The sequence below is a fragment of the Pseudonocardia sediminis genome (genome assembly GCF_004217185.1).
GTDB classification, from domain to species: domain Bacteria; phylum Actinomycetota; class Actinomycetes; order Mycobacteriales; family Pseudonocardiaceae; genus Pseudonocardia; species Pseudonocardia sediminis.
In genome coordinates this window covers 557,713-573,582 of the sequence record NZ_SHKL01000001.1, presented here as the reverse complement: position 1 = coordinate 573,582, position 15,870 = coordinate 557,713, and the positions used below count along the sequence as shown (strand labels likewise).

The window sequence follows — 15,870 nt, the reverse complement described above, 5'->3', positions numbered from 1 at the left end:
GGGAACGCGCCGGCCGACCGTACGCGGGCACCGGTTCGTCCGCGCGGCGGATCCCGGAGGCGGCGGACCTCGGGGCCGACGACTCCCAAGCCGGCAGCGCTCAGAGGGAGCAGCCGACCAGCACGGGTTCCGGGTGCAGCGTCACGCCGAACCGCTCGGCGACGCCGTCGCGGACCTCGCGGGCGAGTGCCAGGAGGTCCTCGGTGTGCCCGCCGCCGCGGTGGGTCAGGGCCAGCACGTGCCGGCTCGACAGCGCGACCCGCCCACCCGGCCCGGCGTGCCCGCGCGTGAAACCGGCCTGCTGGATCAACCCGGCCGCGGACAGCTTGACGAACCCCTCCCCCGCCGGCCACGCGGTCAGGCCCTCGACCTGCGGGGCGTCGGCCACCGGCAGGATCGGATTGGTGAAGAACGACCCGGCGCTCCACGTGTCGTGGTCGGCGGCGTCGAGCACCATGCCCTTGCCCCGGCGCAGGTCCAGCACCGCCTCGCGGGCCGCGGCCGGGGACACCCGCTCCCCCGCGGTGACGCCGAGGGTGCGCGCCAGCTCGGCGTAGCGGATCGGTGCGGACAGGCCGTCGGCGCTCAGCGCGAACCGGACCCGCAGCACGATGGCGTCGTCGCGGCCCTTGAGCACCGACGTCCGGTAGCCCAGCCCCAGCTCGGCGGCCGGGACGTGCTCGCGGACGGTGCCCGAGCGGCGGTCGTAGAGGTCGACGTCGACGAGCAGGTCGGAGATCTCGACGCCGTACGCGCCGACGTTCTGCACCGGCGTCGCACCGGTGCGGCCCGGGATGCCGGACAGGCACTCGAACCCGCCCAGGCCCTGCGCGACCGTCGCCGCGACGACGGCGTCCCAGTCCTCGCCCGCCTCGACCGTGACGACGACGGAGCCGTCCGGCCGCGGCTCGGTGTGCACGCCCGTGCTCGCGAGCAGCACGGCGGTGCCGTCGAACCCGGCGTCGGCGACGACCAGGTTCGATCCGCCCCCGAGCAGCAGCACCCGCTCCCCGGCCGCGTCCGCCGCGGCGACGGCGGCCACCACGGCGTCGGCGTCGGCCGCGGTGACCAGACGCGAGGCCGGTCCCCCTAGACGCAACGTCGTGTGCGCGGAGAGCCGGGCGTCGATCGAGGTGGGTGCGCTCACGGACACAACGGTAGCCTCCGCCCATGCCTAGCTCGATCGACTACCGCTCCACCACCGCGCATCCGGCGCAGCGCGTCTACGCGACGATGGTGGACAAAGAGGTCCTGGAGAAGCGGCTGGTCCAGATGGGCGGCCCGGGCGCGGCGCTGCTGGAGTACGAGCCCGACGGCGAGGGCGTCAAGTACACCCTGCGCCACGGCATCGACCAGCAGGACCTCCCCGCCATGGTGACCAAGCTGATCCCCGGTGGCGACGTCGTCATCAAGCGGACCGAGACGTGGGCGCCGTCCGCGCAGGGCGGTTACGACGGCGTCGCGCGCGTCGCGATCGCCGGCACCCCGGCCACCGCGAAGGCCACCATGCGGATCGCCGACGCCGACGGCGGCAGCGAGTTCGCCGTGAACATCGTGGTGACGGTGAAGGTCCCGATCGTCGGCGCGAAGATCGAGGAGGCCGTCGGCGAGCAGATCAAGCAGCTGCTCGCGGCCGAGACCGGTTTCACGCTCGAGCAGATCCAGGCCTGACGCGTGCCGCCACCGCCCGAGGACCGTCGTTACGTCATCACGCTGAGCTGCCCGGACCGGACCGGCATCGTCGCCCGGATCTCCGGGTTCCTGGCCGACCTGGGTGCCTGGATCACCGAGGCCGGCTACCACGCCGACGTCGACGCGAAGGTGTTCTGCACCCGCCAGGTCGTCGACGCGGCGTCGGTGCCGTTCGGGGTCGACGAGCTGCGGGCGCGGTTCGACGCCGTCGCCACCGAGCTCGGCGGCACCTACCGGATCAGCGACACCGGCGAGCGCAAGCGCGTCGTCCTGCTCGCCACCCGCGACGAGCACTGCCTGCACGACCTCCTCGGACGGGCCTGGACCGGCGAGCTCCCGGCCCAGATCACGCGGGTGATCGGCAATCACGAGAGCCTGGAACCGCTGGTCACCGCACACGGCGTGCCGTTCCACCACGTGCCGTTCCCGCGCCCGGGCGACCCGCACCGCGAGGCGGGCAAGGTCACCGCGTTCGAGAAGATCCGCGAGATGGTCGCCGCCGACGACCCGGACGCGGTCGTGATGGCCCGCTTCATGCAGATCCTGCCCGCGCACCTGTGCGAGGAGTGGGCCGGCCGCGCGATCAACATCCACCACAGCTTCCTGCCCTCGTTCGCCGGTGCGCGGCCCTACCACCAGGCGCACACCCGCGGCGTGAAGCTGATCGGCGCGACGTGCCACTACGCCACCGCCGACCTCGACGCCGGCCCGATCATCGAGCAGGACGTCATCCGCGTCGACCACGGCGACACCGCCGCCGACATGGTCCGCCGCGGCCGTGACATCGAACGTCTTGTCCTGGCCCGCGGCCTCCGCTGGCACCTGGAGGACCGCATCCTCGTCCAGGGCAACCGCACGATCGTCTTCCGCTAGCCGGCGCGGGGGCGGGCCCCACCCCGTCTCCGCGCCTGCGCGTGAGATGACGCTGATTGCGCTCCGCCGTGGGCGCAGAGCCATGGACGTCATCTCACGGTGTCGTTCACGCGCGGATCGCGAATCCGCGGAACGACCACGTCCGGTCCGCGCCCCGGTCATGCTCCCCGCCGTGACCGTTCCCGGCTTCCCCATCGCGTTCCGTGGCTCGGACGCGGTCGCAGCCGGACTGGTCGACTGGCGTGTCCTGCACGGGGCCGCGTTCCGGCGGTTACTTCCCGACGTGTACGGCCTCCGCGGAAGGTCCGACCCGGACCTGACGCTGCTCTCCCATGCCGCGTACCGGTGGACCCGTGGCGACGGCGTGCTGTGCGGGTTCTCCGCCGCGGAGCTGCTCGGGGCGTCCTGCGCACCGTTCGGCGCCCCTGCCGAGATCGCGGTCCCGGCAGGCGGACTGCGTTCCCGCGCGGGCGTCGTCGTCCGGCGGGACCGGCTGCACCCGGGTGAGGTCACCGAGGTGGGCGGCCTTCCGGTCACGACGCCACTGCGCACGGCGTTCGATCTCGGGTGCCGGCTCAGCCTGGTCGAGGCGGTCGTGGCGGTGGACGCGCTGGCCCGGGTGCACGGATTCTCGCCGGACCTTCTGCTGAACTTCGCCGTCCGGTACCGGCGGGCCCGCGGCGTCCGGAGGCTGCCCGACGTCCTGGCCCTCGCCGATCCGAAGTCCGGCTCCCCGCCGGAGACCCGCTTGCGGCTGCTGCTGACCCGCTCGGGCCTTCCGGCTCCCCGGGTTCAGCACCCGGTGCTCGACGACGACCGGCTCCGCGCCGTCTGGATCGACCTCGCCTACCCCGCGCACCGGGTCGGCATCGAGTACGAGGGCGCCGACCACACCCGTCCGGAGCGGGTGCTGCGCGATGCCGGTCGCTACACCCGGCTGGTCTCGGCCGGATGGCGGATCTACCGCTACACCCGGTTCGAGATCCGCGACGAGCCGGACCGGATCGTCGCCGACGTCGCCGGCGCGCTGGGCCTGACTCTCGGGAACCACCGCACGGTGAGATGACGTTCATGGCTCTGCGCCGACGGCGGAGAGCAACCAGCGTCATCTCACCGTGCAGTCCGGCACCGGCCCGCGCACGCGAACGGCCCGCCCACCGTGTTCCGGTGGACGGGCCGTGTCGTGTGCGGATCAGGCGGCGGAGGCGTGCTCCTGGGCCGGTTCGAGGGCGATCTCGAGGACGTCGGCGACGTCGGCGACCGGGTGCACCCGCAGCTCGGTGCGGACCGACTCGGGCAGGTCGTCCAGGTCGGGCTCGTTCCGCTTCGGGATGATCACGTCGGTCAGCCCGGCACGGTGTGCGGCCAGCAGCTTCTGCTTGACCCCGCCGATCGGGAGGACCTTGCCCTGCAGGGTGACCTCGCCGGTCATCCCGACACTCGAGCGGACCGGGCGGCCCGACGCGAGCGACGCCAGCGCCGTCGTCATCGTGACGCCGGCCGACGGACCGTCCTTCGGCACCGCACCCGCCGGCACGTGGACGTGCAGCTTCTTCGACGCCAGGTCACCGGCGAGCCCGCGGGACCGCAGGTAGCTCAGCGCGATGGAGACCGACTCGGTCATCACCTCGCCCAGCTGACCGGTGATCATCAGGCCGGGTTCGCCGTCCATCTTCGTGGCCTCGATGAACAGGACGTCGCCACCGGCCCCGGTGACGGCCAGACCGGTCGCCACGCCCGGCACCGAGGTGCGCTCGGCCGACTCCGGCGTGAACTTCGGCCGTCCCAGGTAGGTGACCAGGGCGTCCGCGTCGACGTGCACGGGGCGCTCGGCCGCCTTCTCGTCGGACGAAGCCGAAGCCGAAGACGAGGCGTCGATCTGCACGGCCACCTTGCGCAGGACCTTGGCCAGGCCCCGCTCCAGCTGCCGCACACCGGCCTCACGGGTGTACTCGGCGGCGATCATGCCGAGCGCCACCTCGGAGAACTCGACGTCCGAGCTCTCCAGGCCGGCCTTCTCGATCTGCCGGGGCAGCAGGTGGTCGCGGGCGATCGCGATCTTCTCCGCCTCGGTGTAGCCGTCGAGACCGACGACCTCCATCCGGTCCGCGAGCGGGCCCGGGATCGCCGAGCCGTCGTTCGCCGTCGCCAGGAACAGCACGTTCGACAGGTCGAGGTCGACCTCGAGGTAGTGGTCGCGGAACGTGTGGTTCTGCGCCGGGTCGAGCACCTCGAGCAGGGCCGCGGTCGGGTCGCCGCGGAAGTCGCTGCCCACCTTGTCGATCTCGTCGAGCAGCACGACCGGGTTCATCGCGCCCGCCTCACGGATGGCGCGGACGATCCGGCCCGGCAGTGCGCCGACGTAGGTGCGCCGGTGCCCGCGGATCTCGGCCTCGTCGCGGACGCCACCGAGGGCGACGCGGACGAACTTGCGGCCGAGCGCGTGCGCGACGGACTCACCGAGCGAGGTCTTGCCGACGCCGGGCGGGCCCACCAGGGCCAGCACCGCTCCGGAGCCCCGGCCACCGATCGTGTCCAGGCCCTTCCTGCCCCGCCGCGACCGGACGGCCAGGAACTCGATCAGCCGCTCCTTGACGTCGTCGAGACCGGCGTGGTCGGCGTCCAGGATCCGGCGGGCCTCGATCAGGTCGTCGGTGTCGACCGTCGTCTCGTTCCACGGGATGTCGAGGACGGTGTCGAGCCAGGTGCGGATCCAGCCGCCCTCCGGGCTCTGGTCCGACGAGCGCTCCAGCTTGCCGACCTCGGCCAGCGCGGCCTTGCGGACGTGCTCGGGCAGGTCGGCGTTCTCGACCTTCGTCCGGTAGTCGTCGTCGGCCTCGTCGCCGTCGCCCTCGCCGAGCTCCTTGCGGATGGCGGCGAGCTGCTGGCGCAGCAGGAACTCGCGCTGCTGCTTCTCCATGCCCTCGCGGACGTCACCGGCGATCTTCTCCGAGACCTCCTGCTCGGCGACGTGCGCCGTCGTCCACTCCACGAGCAGCTCGAGACGACGGGTCACGTCGGTCTCGGCGAGCAGCTGCGCCTTCTGCTCGGTCGTCAGGTACGACGCCCAGCCGGCCAGGTCGGACAGCGCACCGGGGTCGGTGGTCTGCTGCACCGAGTCGATGACCTGCCAGGCGCCGCGCTGCTGCAGGATCGAGACGACGAGCACCTTGTACTCCGTCGCCAGCTCCTGGGTCCGGCCGGTGACGGGCGCGTCCTCGACGGGCTCGGCCTCCACCCAGAGGGCGGCGCCGGGGCCGGTCACGCCGGACCCGATCCGGGCGCGACGCTCGCCGCGCAGGACGGCGGCCTTCTCCCCGTTCGGGAGGCGACCGATCTGCTCGAGGACGGCGACCGTGCCGATCGCCGCGTACTTGCCGTCGAGGCGCGGGACCACGAGCACGCGCCGCTGGGTCTTGGCGTCGTCTGCGTCGGCGCCGCTGCCTGCCGCATCGACCGCCGCCTGTGTCTCCGGCTCGTCGAGCCGGACCGGAACCACCATGCCCGGCAGCACCACTGAGTCGGTCAGCGGAAGCACCGGGAGCTTCAGCATTTCTGTCATGTCCGGCTCAACGCTTACACCGTTGAACTCATTCCAGCGTTCAAGTAAATCCGCCCAGAGCGAACGCCCGCCGGACGGGGCGCAGGTCAGCGGGCGAGCGCCTCGACGACCTCGGCGTTCGGGAGCGCGACGAGGATGTCCCCGGGGACGGCGAGCTTCGAGCCGCGGATCCCGCTGCCGAGAACGACGGCCTCGGCCGCCGCGACCTCCGGCGCGATCCAGAGCGGCCAGCCCTCCGGCAGGCCGAGCGGCGTGATGCCGCCGTAGGCCATGCCGGTCAGGTCGACGGCGTCGTCCATCGGCGCGAACGACGCCTTGCGGACGTCGAGACGCTTGCGCACCACGCCGTTGACGTCCGCCCGCGTGGTCGCGAGGACCAGGCAGGCGGCGTAGCGGGTCTCCCCGGCACGCTTGCCGGAGACGACGACGCAGTTCGCGGAGAACTCGGGCGGCGATCCGTAGGCCTGGCAGAACGCGGCGGTGTCGGCCAGGTCCGGGTCGATCTCCGCGACCCCGATCCGGCCGGCCCGCTCCGCGCCCAGTGCGGCCAGGGCCGCAGCCGTCGGGGCGGCCAGCAGATCCGGGCGTTCGGGGGCGGCGATGACGTCGAGGGTCCCCAGGACCGACCGGCTCACGGGACCGACCGGCTCACCAGCGCTGGTCGCCGCGCTGCACCCCGACGACGGCGGGCTTCACGTCGACGAGGTAGACCAGCACGGCAACGATCGCGGCCAGCCAGAAGATGGCGCCGGACCCCAGGGGCCCGTTCGTGATGAAGATCAGCAGCAGGAACGCCACGCCGGTGATGCCCAGCCAGGCGTTCTTGGTCAGCTTGCCCACCGCGGTGAAGGCGTCCGCGCGCTGGCGCAGCGCGTGCAGGAACGCGTACCCGCCCACCGGGATGAGCAGGATCCACAACCCGATCACGATGTAGCTGTCGAGGTTGTACAGGAACTCCACCGGGCCAGCCTACGTGCACGCGGACCTGCGGTCATCCTCGGCCGGGCAATCCGGACAGGCCCGGGTCCCCGCGCACGACGACGCCCCCGGAACCGCGACGGGTTCCGGGGGCGTGTCCGTGATCGACGGCGTCACCTCACGGGTGCGCCGGGGAGATCACTTGGTGGTGCTGGTGCTGCGGCCGTTGGTCGCGGCGCGGCGGGTGGCCGGCTTGCGGGTGGTGACACCCTTCGAGGTGGCCTTGGGGTCGGTGCGGACCGCCGACTTGCGGGCGGCGCTCCGGGTGGTGCCGGCGACCTCGTCACCGGCCTCGTCGATCGCGGCGGCGGCGTCCTTGCCCGCCTCGGCGACGGACTTCGACGCCTCGGCGGTGACCTCGGTGACGACCTCGGCGGCCTGGCCGGCGACCTGCTGCGCGCCGCGGGCGGCACGCTCGCCGAGCGAACGGGTCTCGCGGGTGACGGTGCCCAGCGCCTTCTCGGCGGCGTCGTGGGTGTCGTCCACGACCTCGTCGACCTTCTCGGTCAGCGTCTCGACCGTGCTGATGACCTGCTTGACCTGCGGCTGCTTGCGCAGACGGCCCCAGGCCTTCTCACCGCGGTCGGCGAAGCCGGTGTAGACGTCCTCGGCCTGGTCGCGGAACTCCTCGACCTGCTTGCGCAGGTGCTCCGAGCTCAGGCGGTTGCGCAGCTCGCTGATCTCGTTCGGGAGCTCCGAGACGCGGGTCTGGACCTCCTCGGCGCGCTGGGTGGCACGGGTCCGGGCGTCGGTGACCGCCTTGTTCACGGTGGAGTAGGCGTAGTCGGTGACACCCAGGACCGCCAGGAGCGGGGTGCGGACGACCTCGGCCTGCTGCTCGCGGACCTTGCGGACGTCGGTGCTGGTCGGCAGGGACACGGCCATGATGATCACTCTCTTTCTGGTGGAACCCGTTGTGCGGGGTCGATCAAGCTGTGGTGACGGGAAGGGCGACGACGTCGGCACCGTTCTCCCGCCGGAAGGACTCGTAGACGTCGAGAAGCACGCGTTTCTGCCGCTCGTTCAGAGTGGGGTCGGCGAGCACGGCGTCGGTGACGACGCTCGCCGGTCGCTCGTCCAGGATCCCGGCCTTGACGTAGAGAGCCTCGGCGGAGATCCGCAGCCCCTTCGCGATCTGCTGCAGGATCTCGGCGGACGGCTTGCGCAGCCCGCGTTCGACCTGGCTGAGATAGGGGTTGGAGACGCCGGCGGTGCGGGCGAGCTGGCGCATCGAGACCTGTGCGGACTCACGCTGCGCCCGGATGTAGCTGCCGATGTCGTCGATCGTCTGACCGACGGCCTGACCGGCCTGCTCCACGACGTGCCCGACCTGCTCGACCGCTTGGCCGACGCGCTCAGGGGCACCGTCCTCGGTACCGGTCGCTCGCCTGCTGTGGGGATTCGTGTTCATCCGTTTCTCACCTCCGATCGCTGACATCAACGACCGTACGCGGAGGTGCTAGCTCTTGCAAGCGCTCCGCTAGCGCTGGTCACGTGGCCTGTGCCACGTTCATGACCGCGAGGTGGCGGACGGATGACGCCCGGGTCAGATGATCAGTTCGGACACCGTGTAGATGACCAGGCCGGCCAGCGCGCCGACGACCGTGCCGTTGATCCGGATCCACTGCAGGTCCCGGCCGACCTGGAGCTCGATCTTCTTCGAGGTCTCCTCGGCGTCCCATCGGGCGACCGTCTCGGTGATCAGCGTGGTGATCTCGTGGCGGTAGTGGCGCACCACGTACCCGGCGGCGTCGGCGACCCAGCCGTCGATCTTGCCGCGCAGCTCGTCGTCGCCCTCGATGCGCCGGCCCAGCCCGACGAGCGCGTCGCGCACGCGCAGGCGCAGCTCGTTGGTCGGGTCCTCGGCGGCGTCGAGCACCATCGACTTGACGACGGTCCAGGCGCGGCCGATGAAGTGCTGCACCTCGGGGTGCTCGACGACCTGGCGCTTGACCTGCTCGGCCCGCTCGATCGTCGCCGGGTCGGACTGCAGGTCGGTCGCGAACTCGGACAGGTAGCGGTCCACGGCGTGGCGCAGCGGGTGCTCGGGGTCGTTCTTGACGTTCCAGGCGAAGCCGCGCACCTCGGCGAACAGCTTGTCGGCGACCATCTCGTCGACGAAGCGCGGCGTCCACGACGGCGCGCGTTCGTGCACGACGCGCATCACCATCTCCTCGTTGTCGGCGACCCAGTCGTAGGCGCGGTCGCAGACCAGGTCGACCAGCCGCTTGTGCGCACCGTCGGCCAGCACACCCTCCAGCGCCTTGCCCAGCGGCGGACCCACGGGCACCTCGAGCAGCTTGCGGACGACGACCGTCTCCAGGACGTTCTGGACGTCCTCGTCGCGCAGCACGGTGACGATCCCGCGGGCGGCGGCGGTGAGCTCGGCGGTGACCCGGTCGGCGTTCTCGGTCTGGGCGATCCAGGTGCCGACCCGGGAGCTGATGCCCACCCGGTCCAGCTTGTCCCGGACCACGGCCTCGGACAGGAAGTTCTCGCCGACGAAGTCGCCGAGGCTGTCGCCGATCATGTCCTTCTTGCGCGGGATGATCGCCGTGTGCGGGATCGGGATCCGCAGCGGGTGGCGGAACAGGGCCGTGACGGCGAACCAGTCGGCCAGCGCACCGACCATGCCTGCCTCGGCGGAGGCCCGCACGTAGCCGGCCCAGCCCAGACCCTGGACGTCCTCGAGGTACTTCGCGACGAGGAAGACGATCGTGGCGACGACGAAGAACCCCGTCGCCAGCATCTTCATCTTGCGCAGGTCCCGGCGCTTGGCCTCGTCGCCGGGCCCGAAGTCGCCGAGCGGGACCGTCGAGCGGGCCGGGCTCGGGGTGGGAGAGGCCGACGGACCGGACGGGGCCGGGCGCTCCGGCGCGCGGGAGATGTGCACCCACCCATAGTGCCGCGCCGGTCCGACAGTTCGCCGACGGCTCCCGTCCCGCGCCCCCGCCCTGCACGGTCGCCGACATGGAACTGGCCGGGCCCGGCGGTGTTCCGCCGGGCCCGGCCAAGCCGGTGGTGCGGCTGCGCAGCGAAGGAGAAGTGCCCCCTCGGGCGCCGCAACCGGTGCGTGCTCGATCCGCTCGGAGCCGGCCGACGGCCGGACGTCAACGAACGGGCCCGCACGCCGAGCGGACGACGTGTCAGCGCCGCACGCCTGCGACCTCCCCGCCGGACCGCTGGGCATCCGGGATCGGGTCGCTCGTGGTGGCCGAGCGCTGCCGTACGGCCTCGCTCACGGCCTCGATCAGCATCGCGGCGTCCGGGACGTGGTAGCCGGTGCGTGCGGGCGAGACCCGCCACTGCACCCAGCCGTCCGGGCGCTCGGTCGGCGGGGCGAGCACGCCGATGCCGTCGGTGTGCAGCACGACGTCGGTGTGCAGGCTCAGCTCCGCGGGCAGCGCGTGCCGCGGGCTCATCGGGAACCACCAGGTCCCCTGCGGCGTGGCCGCGACCGGTACGACCTCACCGCTCTCCCGCAGCGTGCGGCAGACCTGCTTGCCGACCTCCGCCGGGACCTCGATCACGTCGAGCACGTCCCCGGTGGCGAGCAGGACATCGGCGCCCGGCCCGGGTACCAGTGACCACCCGTGATCGGCGTACTCGCGCGCTGCCGCCCGCAGCTCCGCGCCGTAGACGGCTCGGTAGCTGTCCCACCAGGACATCTGTCCACTCTCCCTCTCGACAACCGTGGCGCGTCGCATGCTTTCCGGCGTCGCACCCTGTGAAGTTCAACACCGAGGATGCCCCTGCGATCACGCCGATGCGAGCAGTCAGCGGTGATCGACCGACATCGCGAGACGAGCGGGAACTCGATACCGGACACCGCTCGGAGCGCCGTTCACCGGCGGTCGACCGGTTGCACACCGTGGGTCAGCGGGCCACCCGTCCGGGGTCCGTGCGGACGTGCCGGTCGTCGAGGGCGAGCGGCTGCTCCGAGATGCCTCGTTCCACAAGTAGCTTTATCATCGAGATAGTACGACGGACCACGGGACAGGAGCGGGCATGAACGTCATCAGCAGGGCCGGGACACGGGCCACGACGGCGGACCGGGTGCGGGCGGGCGCGGTCGTGCTGGCCGCGCTCGTCCAGACCGTGGCGGGAGGACTCGGCGGCAGCGGCTTCTTCGGCGAGTCCCAGCGCGTGCTGGCCGACCGCTACCCGTCGCCGCTGATGCCGGCGACGGCCGCGTTCTCGATCTGGTCGCTGATCTACCTGGCGCTGCTGGCCCTGGCCGTGCGCCAGGCGCTGCCGTCGCAGCAGGGGCGCCCGGTGCACCGCGCGACCGGCTGGTGGTTCGTCGCCTCGGCCCTGTTCAACGCGGGCTGGATCGTGGCCTTCTCGCAGGAGCTCGTCCCGCTGTCGCAGGTGGTGATCGTGGCGCTGCTGGTGTGCCTGGCGGTGATGCTGCACCGGCTCGGCACGCACCCGGCCGAGGGGATCGCGGACCGGGTCCTGCTGCACGGCCCGATCGGCCTGTACGCGGGCTGGGTGGCCGTCGCGACGGTCGTCGGCGGGGCCACCACCGGCACGTTCCTGGGCCTGGACGTCACCGTCGTCGCCGGGGCGGTCGTCCTGCTGCTGGCCGGGGCGGCGATCGCGTTCGCGGCGTCACGGACCGCGGTGGCGGTGCCGTTCGCAGCGTCGGTGCTGTGGGCGTTGTTCTGGATCGTCGCGGAGGCCGCGACGCCGGTGGTCGTGGTGGCGCTTCTCGCGGGTGTCGCGGTGATCGCGGTCGTCGGGTACCGGGCGTTCGCCGGGGCCTCGGAGCGACGGACCGTCGCCGCGTTCGGCTGAGCGCCCCGTGACATGCCGGTGCCGGCGCCCCCGAGGGGAACGCCGGCACCGGTGGAGTTCAGAACGGGCAGCGCCCGGACGTGTCACTCGGTTGTCACGGATTTCTCAGATGACGCGGACCGAGTCGGCCTGCGGTCCCTTCTGGCCCTGGCTGGACTGGAAGTCGACGCGCTGGTTCTCCTCGAGCGTCCGGAACCCGGTGGCCTCGATGGCCGAGTAGTGCACGAACACGTCCGGTCCGTTGTCGTCGGTGGCGATGAAGCCGAAGCCCTTCTCGGCGTTGAACCACTTGACGGTGCCCTGCGGCATAACTTGTCTCTCCCACACATGGAACGGATCCGACCGACGTCAGAACGGCCGGAGGCTGCGCGGAATCAGGTTGCCGGCAACGCGTGCCGACCACCGGAATCCGGCGTCACACTTTCCACGGACGCTTCACGGCGATCGAGGGAAGACACGACTGCAACCAGCGCGAACGCTACCAGAGAGATCGTTCTCGTCCAGTGTTCCTCCGCGCGCGGGCGCGTACGCGCGAGGCGGGCTCCCCGGCCCGGTGCACGAGAGCTCCGCTCGTCCACTCCCGTCGGACGAGCGGAGCCCTCGTCCGACGACGACGGGGTGGGGCTTTCGCCCAGCGCCGCCGCACGAAAGCCCCGCCCGTCCACTCCGGGCGTACGAGCGGAGTTCTCGTCCGACGAGGGCGGCCCGGCGGGCGCGGCGAGGGCGGCCCCGAGGGCGGGACGGCGGTCGAACGCGCGACGGGGAAGGGCGGCAGTCCGGCGGCGGAATGAGGCGTCCGACGAGGCGTCGGGGCGGGGCCACGCGGTGGGGCGGCGGCGGTCGCTGCGTGTGACGGGTGGGGCACCGGTGTCACACGGGTCCCGTCTCTCCCAGCGTGGTGACCGACCGTCACGTCCGGACGGTCGATCGCTCACCTCCGGTCACGACGTCCCCGAACGGGTGATGACGACAGCGGGTCCACGCCGACGAGTGACGACGGCTGCGCGGGCCACCCCGGTCGGGTGCCGGACCGGGCCGCACTCCCCCGCGCAGGCGGTCGTCCACCCGGACGGGGTCGCCCGATCCGGGCTCGACAACGGGGTGATGTCGCGGTGCGTCGACCGTGCGCGACCGCCGACGAGGGGCTCCCCGAAAGGGGCTCTGGTGCTCCGCCGCAGGTCATCAGCATGCTCTGCGCCGTCCCACCCCGTCGCCACCAGGAGAAATCGTGCGATCCCGAGTCACCACGTCACTCGCTCTGACCCTCATGATCGGCACGCTGGGTGTGTGCGGAGCCGGCGTGGCGAGCGCCGAGCCGACCCACACCCCCGCGAGCGTCGCGAGCCCGTCCGGCGGGCCGCTCGACAACCTGTTCGACATGCTGTTCGGCGACGACGACGAGACGTCCGTCCCGGACCCCGACGACCTCGACGACACCACCCCGGCCGCCCCGGCGGGCGCGCTCACCCCGCAGGCCGGCGTGCAGGGCCAGGTCGCGCAGAACCCGGCCGTTCCCGGCAGCCCGACAGTTCCCGGCAACCCGGCTGTTCCCGCGAGCCCGGCCGCACCGCAGGCCCCGGGTGCGGCCCAGACCCCGCTCACCCCGCAGGCTCCGGTCGCGCCCCAAGCTCCGGTCGCGCCCCAGGCTCCGGTGGCGCCGCAGGCCCCGGCGGCGGCTCAGGTGCCCGCGGCGACGGCCCCGGCGGCGCAGGCGCCCGCCGTCCCGGCGCCCACCGCTCCGGGCGCGCAGGCACCGGCAGCGGCCCAGGCTCCGGCCGCGCAGGCCCCCGCGGCGGCCCCGGCGCCGGGTGCCGCCGTCGCAGGCCAGGCGGGCGCCGTCGCCCAGCCGACGGTCCCGGCACCGGCCGTGCCCACTCCCGGCACCCCGGCCGTCCCGGGACAGCCGGCCGCACCCGCCGCTCCGGCCCAGCCCGGTGTTCCGGCGGCACCCGCCGTCCCCGGACAGCCCGCGGTCCCGGGTCAGGTCGCCGCGCCGGCGGTGCCCGGTCAGCCGGCCGTGCCCGCCGCCCCCGGCCAGGTCGCGGCACCCGCCGTCCCCGGTCAGGTCGCCGCGCCGACCGCACCGGCGGGGCTCGTCCAGCCCGCCACCCCCGCGGCTCCGGCCCAGGTCGCGTCCGCCCGCTGATCCACGACACCGGGCGGCGACGCACTGCCCCGCCCGAACGGCGCTCCGCACGCACGTCGTGCCGGGGCGCCGTTCGTCGTCGTGGGCCACGGAAGGGGGGTCACCCCAGGTCGGCGGCGCCCCAGCCCCGTTCCAGCGAGTCGAAGACCTCGCCCAGCAGGTCGTCGAGGCGGGTTCCGTCGTCGGCCAGCCAGCGCTCGTACGCGGCGATGCAGACCCCGAGGCACGCGTGGCCGACGCTCTGCGGGATCAGGGCGCCGGGCGGCTGCCCCAGCCGCATCGCGACGTAGTCCGCGACGACCTCGCGCCACGTCGCGTAGCGCAGCGTGGAGTGCGCCTGCAGCGCAGGCGTCTGCAGGATCAGCCGCAGGCGTCGCCGGTGCCAGGGCTGCTCCGGCGGGTCGACGTGGTTGAAGTCCAGCACCGCGGAGCGGATGCCCCGCAGCACCGGGATGTCCGGCGGCAGCGCCGCGAACGTGGCCCGCATCCCGAGCAGCTGCTCGTCGAAGGCGCCCCACGCGACGTCGTTCTTCGAGGCGTAGTAGCGGAAGAACGTACGACGGCCGATGCCCGCCGCGTGCGCGATGTCGTCGACGGTGGTGTGGTCGAACCCCTGCTCGCTGAACATCTCCAGCGCGATGTGCTCGATCTCGAACCGGGACGTGACGGGTCGGCGTCCGGCACGCCGCACCCCGGTGGCCTCGTCCTCGGTCGTCGCCGACATCCCCGCCGTCCCCACCGCTCCCGTCCGCCCGCGCGGCGGCTGCGACGAGCATCCCACGTCGGCGAACCGGGTGGTCACGGACCGGAGACAAATCCGGCCTGCCAAACGTACGGTCGGTGGCGGGTTCCAACGGCGGGACCCGTGGACGTGAGGAGACTGCGATGGGCAGGGTCGAGGGCAAGGTCGCCGTGATCACCGGGGCCGCACGGAGCCAGGGACGCAGCCACGCGCTGCGTCTGGCGGCCGAGGGCGCGGACATCATCGCGATCGATCTCTGCGCCCCGATGCGCAGCGTCGGCATGTACCCGCCGGCCACCGAGGAGGACCTCGCCGAGACGGTCCGGCTCGTCGAGGAGCTGGACCGCCGCGTGGTCTCCCGGGTGGCCGACGTCCGGGACTCCACGGCCCTGCGCGCGGCCGTCGACGACGGCGTCGCCGAGCTGGGACGGCTCGACATCGTCAGCGCGAACGCCGGGATCTTCGAGATCCACCCCGCGCTGGAGATCAGCGACGACGACTGGCACGAGATGATCGACACCAACCTCACCGGCGTCTGGAACACGTGCCGGGCCGCGCTGCCGCACCTGATCGACGGTGGCCGCGGCGGCTCGATCGTGATCACCAGCTCGACCGCCGGCATCAAGGGCGTCCCGAACACGGTGCACTACACGGCGGCCAAGCACGGCGTCGTCGGCATCATGCGGACCCTGGCCAACGAGTTCGCCCAGCACTCGATCCGCGTCAACACCGTGCACCCGACCGGCGTGGACACCGTGATGATCCAGAACAAGAAGACGTGGGGACTGTTCCTGGGCGGCGAGGAGGGCGCGACGCGCGAGGCCGCCGAGCCGGCGTTCGCCTCCAGCAACGCGCTGCCGGTCCCGTGGGTGGACCCGGTCGACATCTCGAACGCGATCCTGTGGCTGTCCTCGGACGAGGCGCGCTACGTCACCGGCGTCATGCTGCCGGTGGACGCCGGTTTCACCATCCGGTAGCCCGTCCGGGCGAGAGACCGCGACGACCGGTGACCCTTCGATTCCGGTCGATTCGTCGACAAAGGCCTCCCGTTCTGTCGGTGGTGCACGGCACACTCTC

16 protein-coding genes are annotated in these 15,870 nt (G+C 72.7%); 6 read left to right on the top strand and 10 right to left on the bottom strand.

Translation table 11 applies throughout. The annotated features are described in order from the left end of the window. Positions 1 to 100: 100 nt before the first annotated feature. Entirely contained in the window at positions 101 to 1,147 is a 1,047-nt protein-coding gene (locus EV383_RS02815) for a UDP-N-acetylmuramate dehydrogenase (RefSeq protein ID WP_130288461.1), read from the bottom strand. Between the two features lie 23 nt (positions 1,148 to 1,170). Between EV383_RS02815 and EV383_RS02810 the strand changes: the two genes are divergently transcribed. From EV383_RS02810 to EV383_RS02800, 3 genes are all read left to right on the top strand, one after another. After that, entirely contained in the window at positions 1,171 to 1,671 is a 501-nt protein-coding gene (locus tag EV383_RS02810; RefSeq protein WP_130288460.1) for a DUF2505 domain-containing protein, read from the top strand. A 3-nt stretch (positions 1,672 to 1,674) separates the two neighbouring features. After that, entirely contained in the window at positions 1,675 to 2,565 is an 891-nt protein-coding gene (gene purU, locus EV383_RS02805) for a formyltetrahydrofolate deformylase (RefSeq protein ID WP_130288459.1), read from the top strand. 172 nt (positions 2,566 to 2,737) lie between these two features. Continuing rightward, positions 2,738 to 3,631: an endonuclease domain-containing protein gene (locus tag EV383_RS02800; RefSeq protein WP_130288458.1), complete on the top strand. Its 894-nt coding sequence runs from the start codon at positions 2,738 to 2,740 to the stop codon at positions 3,629 to 3,631. Positions 3,632 to 3,757: 126 nt separating this feature from the next. On the opposite strand, the gene lon is transcribed toward EV383_RS02800, so the two are convergent. The 7 genes from lon to EV383_RS02770 form a co-directional block, all read right to left on the bottom strand. Beyond that, on the bottom strand, positions 3,758 to 6,127 hold the full coding sequence (lon, locus tag EV383_RS02795; RefSeq protein WP_207223413.1) for an endopeptidase La: 2,370 nt from the start codon (positions 6,125 to 6,127) through the stop codon (positions 3,758 to 3,760). 86 nt (positions 6,128 to 6,213) lie between these two features. Beyond that, entirely contained in the window at positions 6,214 to 6,762 is a 549-nt protein-coding gene (locus tag EV383_RS02790) for a YbaK/EbsC family protein (RefSeq protein ID WP_130288457.1), read from the bottom strand. 13 nt (positions 6,763 to 6,775) lie between these two features. After that, complete coding sequence (locus EV383_RS02785) at positions 6,776 to 7,078, bottom strand: DUF2516 family protein (protein ID WP_423213680.1); 303 nt, start codon at positions 7,076 to 7,078, stop codon at positions 6,776 to 6,778. Between the two features lie 165 nt (positions 7,079 to 7,243). Beyond that, positions 7,244 to 7,990: a hypothetical protein gene (locus EV383_RS30995; RefSeq protein WP_165438210.1), complete on the bottom strand. Its 747-nt coding sequence runs from the start codon at positions 7,988 to 7,990 to the stop codon at positions 7,244 to 7,246. A gap of 43 nt (positions 7,991 to 8,033) precedes the next feature. Continuing rightward, positions 8,034 to 8,516, bottom strand: a complete 483-nt coding sequence (locus EV383_RS02780) for a helix-turn-helix domain-containing protein (protein ID WP_130288455.1) — start codon at positions 8,514 to 8,516, stop codon at positions 8,034 to 8,036. A 135-nt stretch (positions 8,517 to 8,651) separates the two neighbouring features. Next, positions 8,652 to 9,998, bottom strand: a complete 1,347-nt coding sequence (locus EV383_RS02775; protein ID WP_130288454.1) for a DUF445 domain-containing protein — start codon at positions 9,996 to 9,998, stop codon at positions 8,652 to 8,654. A 253-nt stretch (positions 9,999 to 10,251) separates the two neighbouring features. Next, positions 10,252 to 10,773 carry a bifunctional DNA primase/polymerase gene (locus EV383_RS02770; protein ID WP_130288453.1) on the bottom strand — a complete coding sequence of 174 codons (522 nt, stop codon included), beginning with the start codon at positions 10,771 to 10,773 and terminating at the stop codon, positions 10,252 to 10,254. A 340-nt stretch (positions 10,774 to 11,113) separates the two neighbouring features. Between EV383_RS02770 and EV383_RS02765 the strand changes: the two genes are divergently transcribed. Beyond that, the gene (locus EV383_RS02765; protein WP_130288452.1) at positions 11,114 to 11,905 is read left to right on the top strand and encodes a tryptophan-rich sensory protein; all 792 of its coding nucleotides are present in this window, start codon (positions 11,114 to 11,116) and stop codon (positions 11,903 to 11,905) included. Between the two features lie 105 nt (positions 11,906 to 12,010). Here EV383_RS02765 and EV383_RS02760 read toward each other — a convergent pair whose 3' ends face one another. Beyond that, positions 12,011 to 12,214 carry a cold-shock protein gene (locus tag EV383_RS02760; RefSeq protein WP_130288451.1) on the bottom strand — a complete coding sequence of 68 codons (204 nt, stop codon included), beginning with the start codon at positions 12,212 to 12,214 and terminating at the stop codon, positions 12,011 to 12,013. A gap of 919 nt (positions 12,215 to 13,133) precedes the next feature. Between EV383_RS02760 and EV383_RS31925 the strand changes: the two genes are divergently transcribed. Then, on the top strand, positions 13,134 to 14,051 hold the full coding sequence (locus EV383_RS31925) for a hypothetical protein (protein WP_130288450.1): 918 nt from the start codon (positions 13,134 to 13,136) through the stop codon (positions 14,049 to 14,051). A 100-nt stretch (positions 14,052 to 14,151) separates the two neighbouring features. Here the strand turns inward: EV383_RS31925 and mftR are convergent, their stop codons facing one another. Further along, positions 14,152 to 14,775 (bottom strand): mycofactocin system transcriptional regulator, encoded by a 624-nt coding sequence (mftR, locus tag EV383_RS02750; protein WP_130288449.1) that lies wholly within the window; start codon positions 14,773 to 14,775, stop codon positions 14,152 to 14,154. Positions 14,776 to 14,936: 161 nt separating this feature from the next. On the opposite strand from mftR, the gene EV383_RS02745 reads away from it, so the two are divergent. Further along, positions 14,937 to 15,770 carry a mycofactocin-coupled SDR family oxidoreductase gene (locus EV383_RS02745; protein WP_130288448.1) on the top strand — a complete coding sequence of 278 codons (834 nt, stop codon included), beginning with the start codon at positions 14,937 to 14,939 and terminating at the stop codon, positions 15,768 to 15,770. Positions 15,771 to 15,870 lie beyond the last annotated feature (100 nt).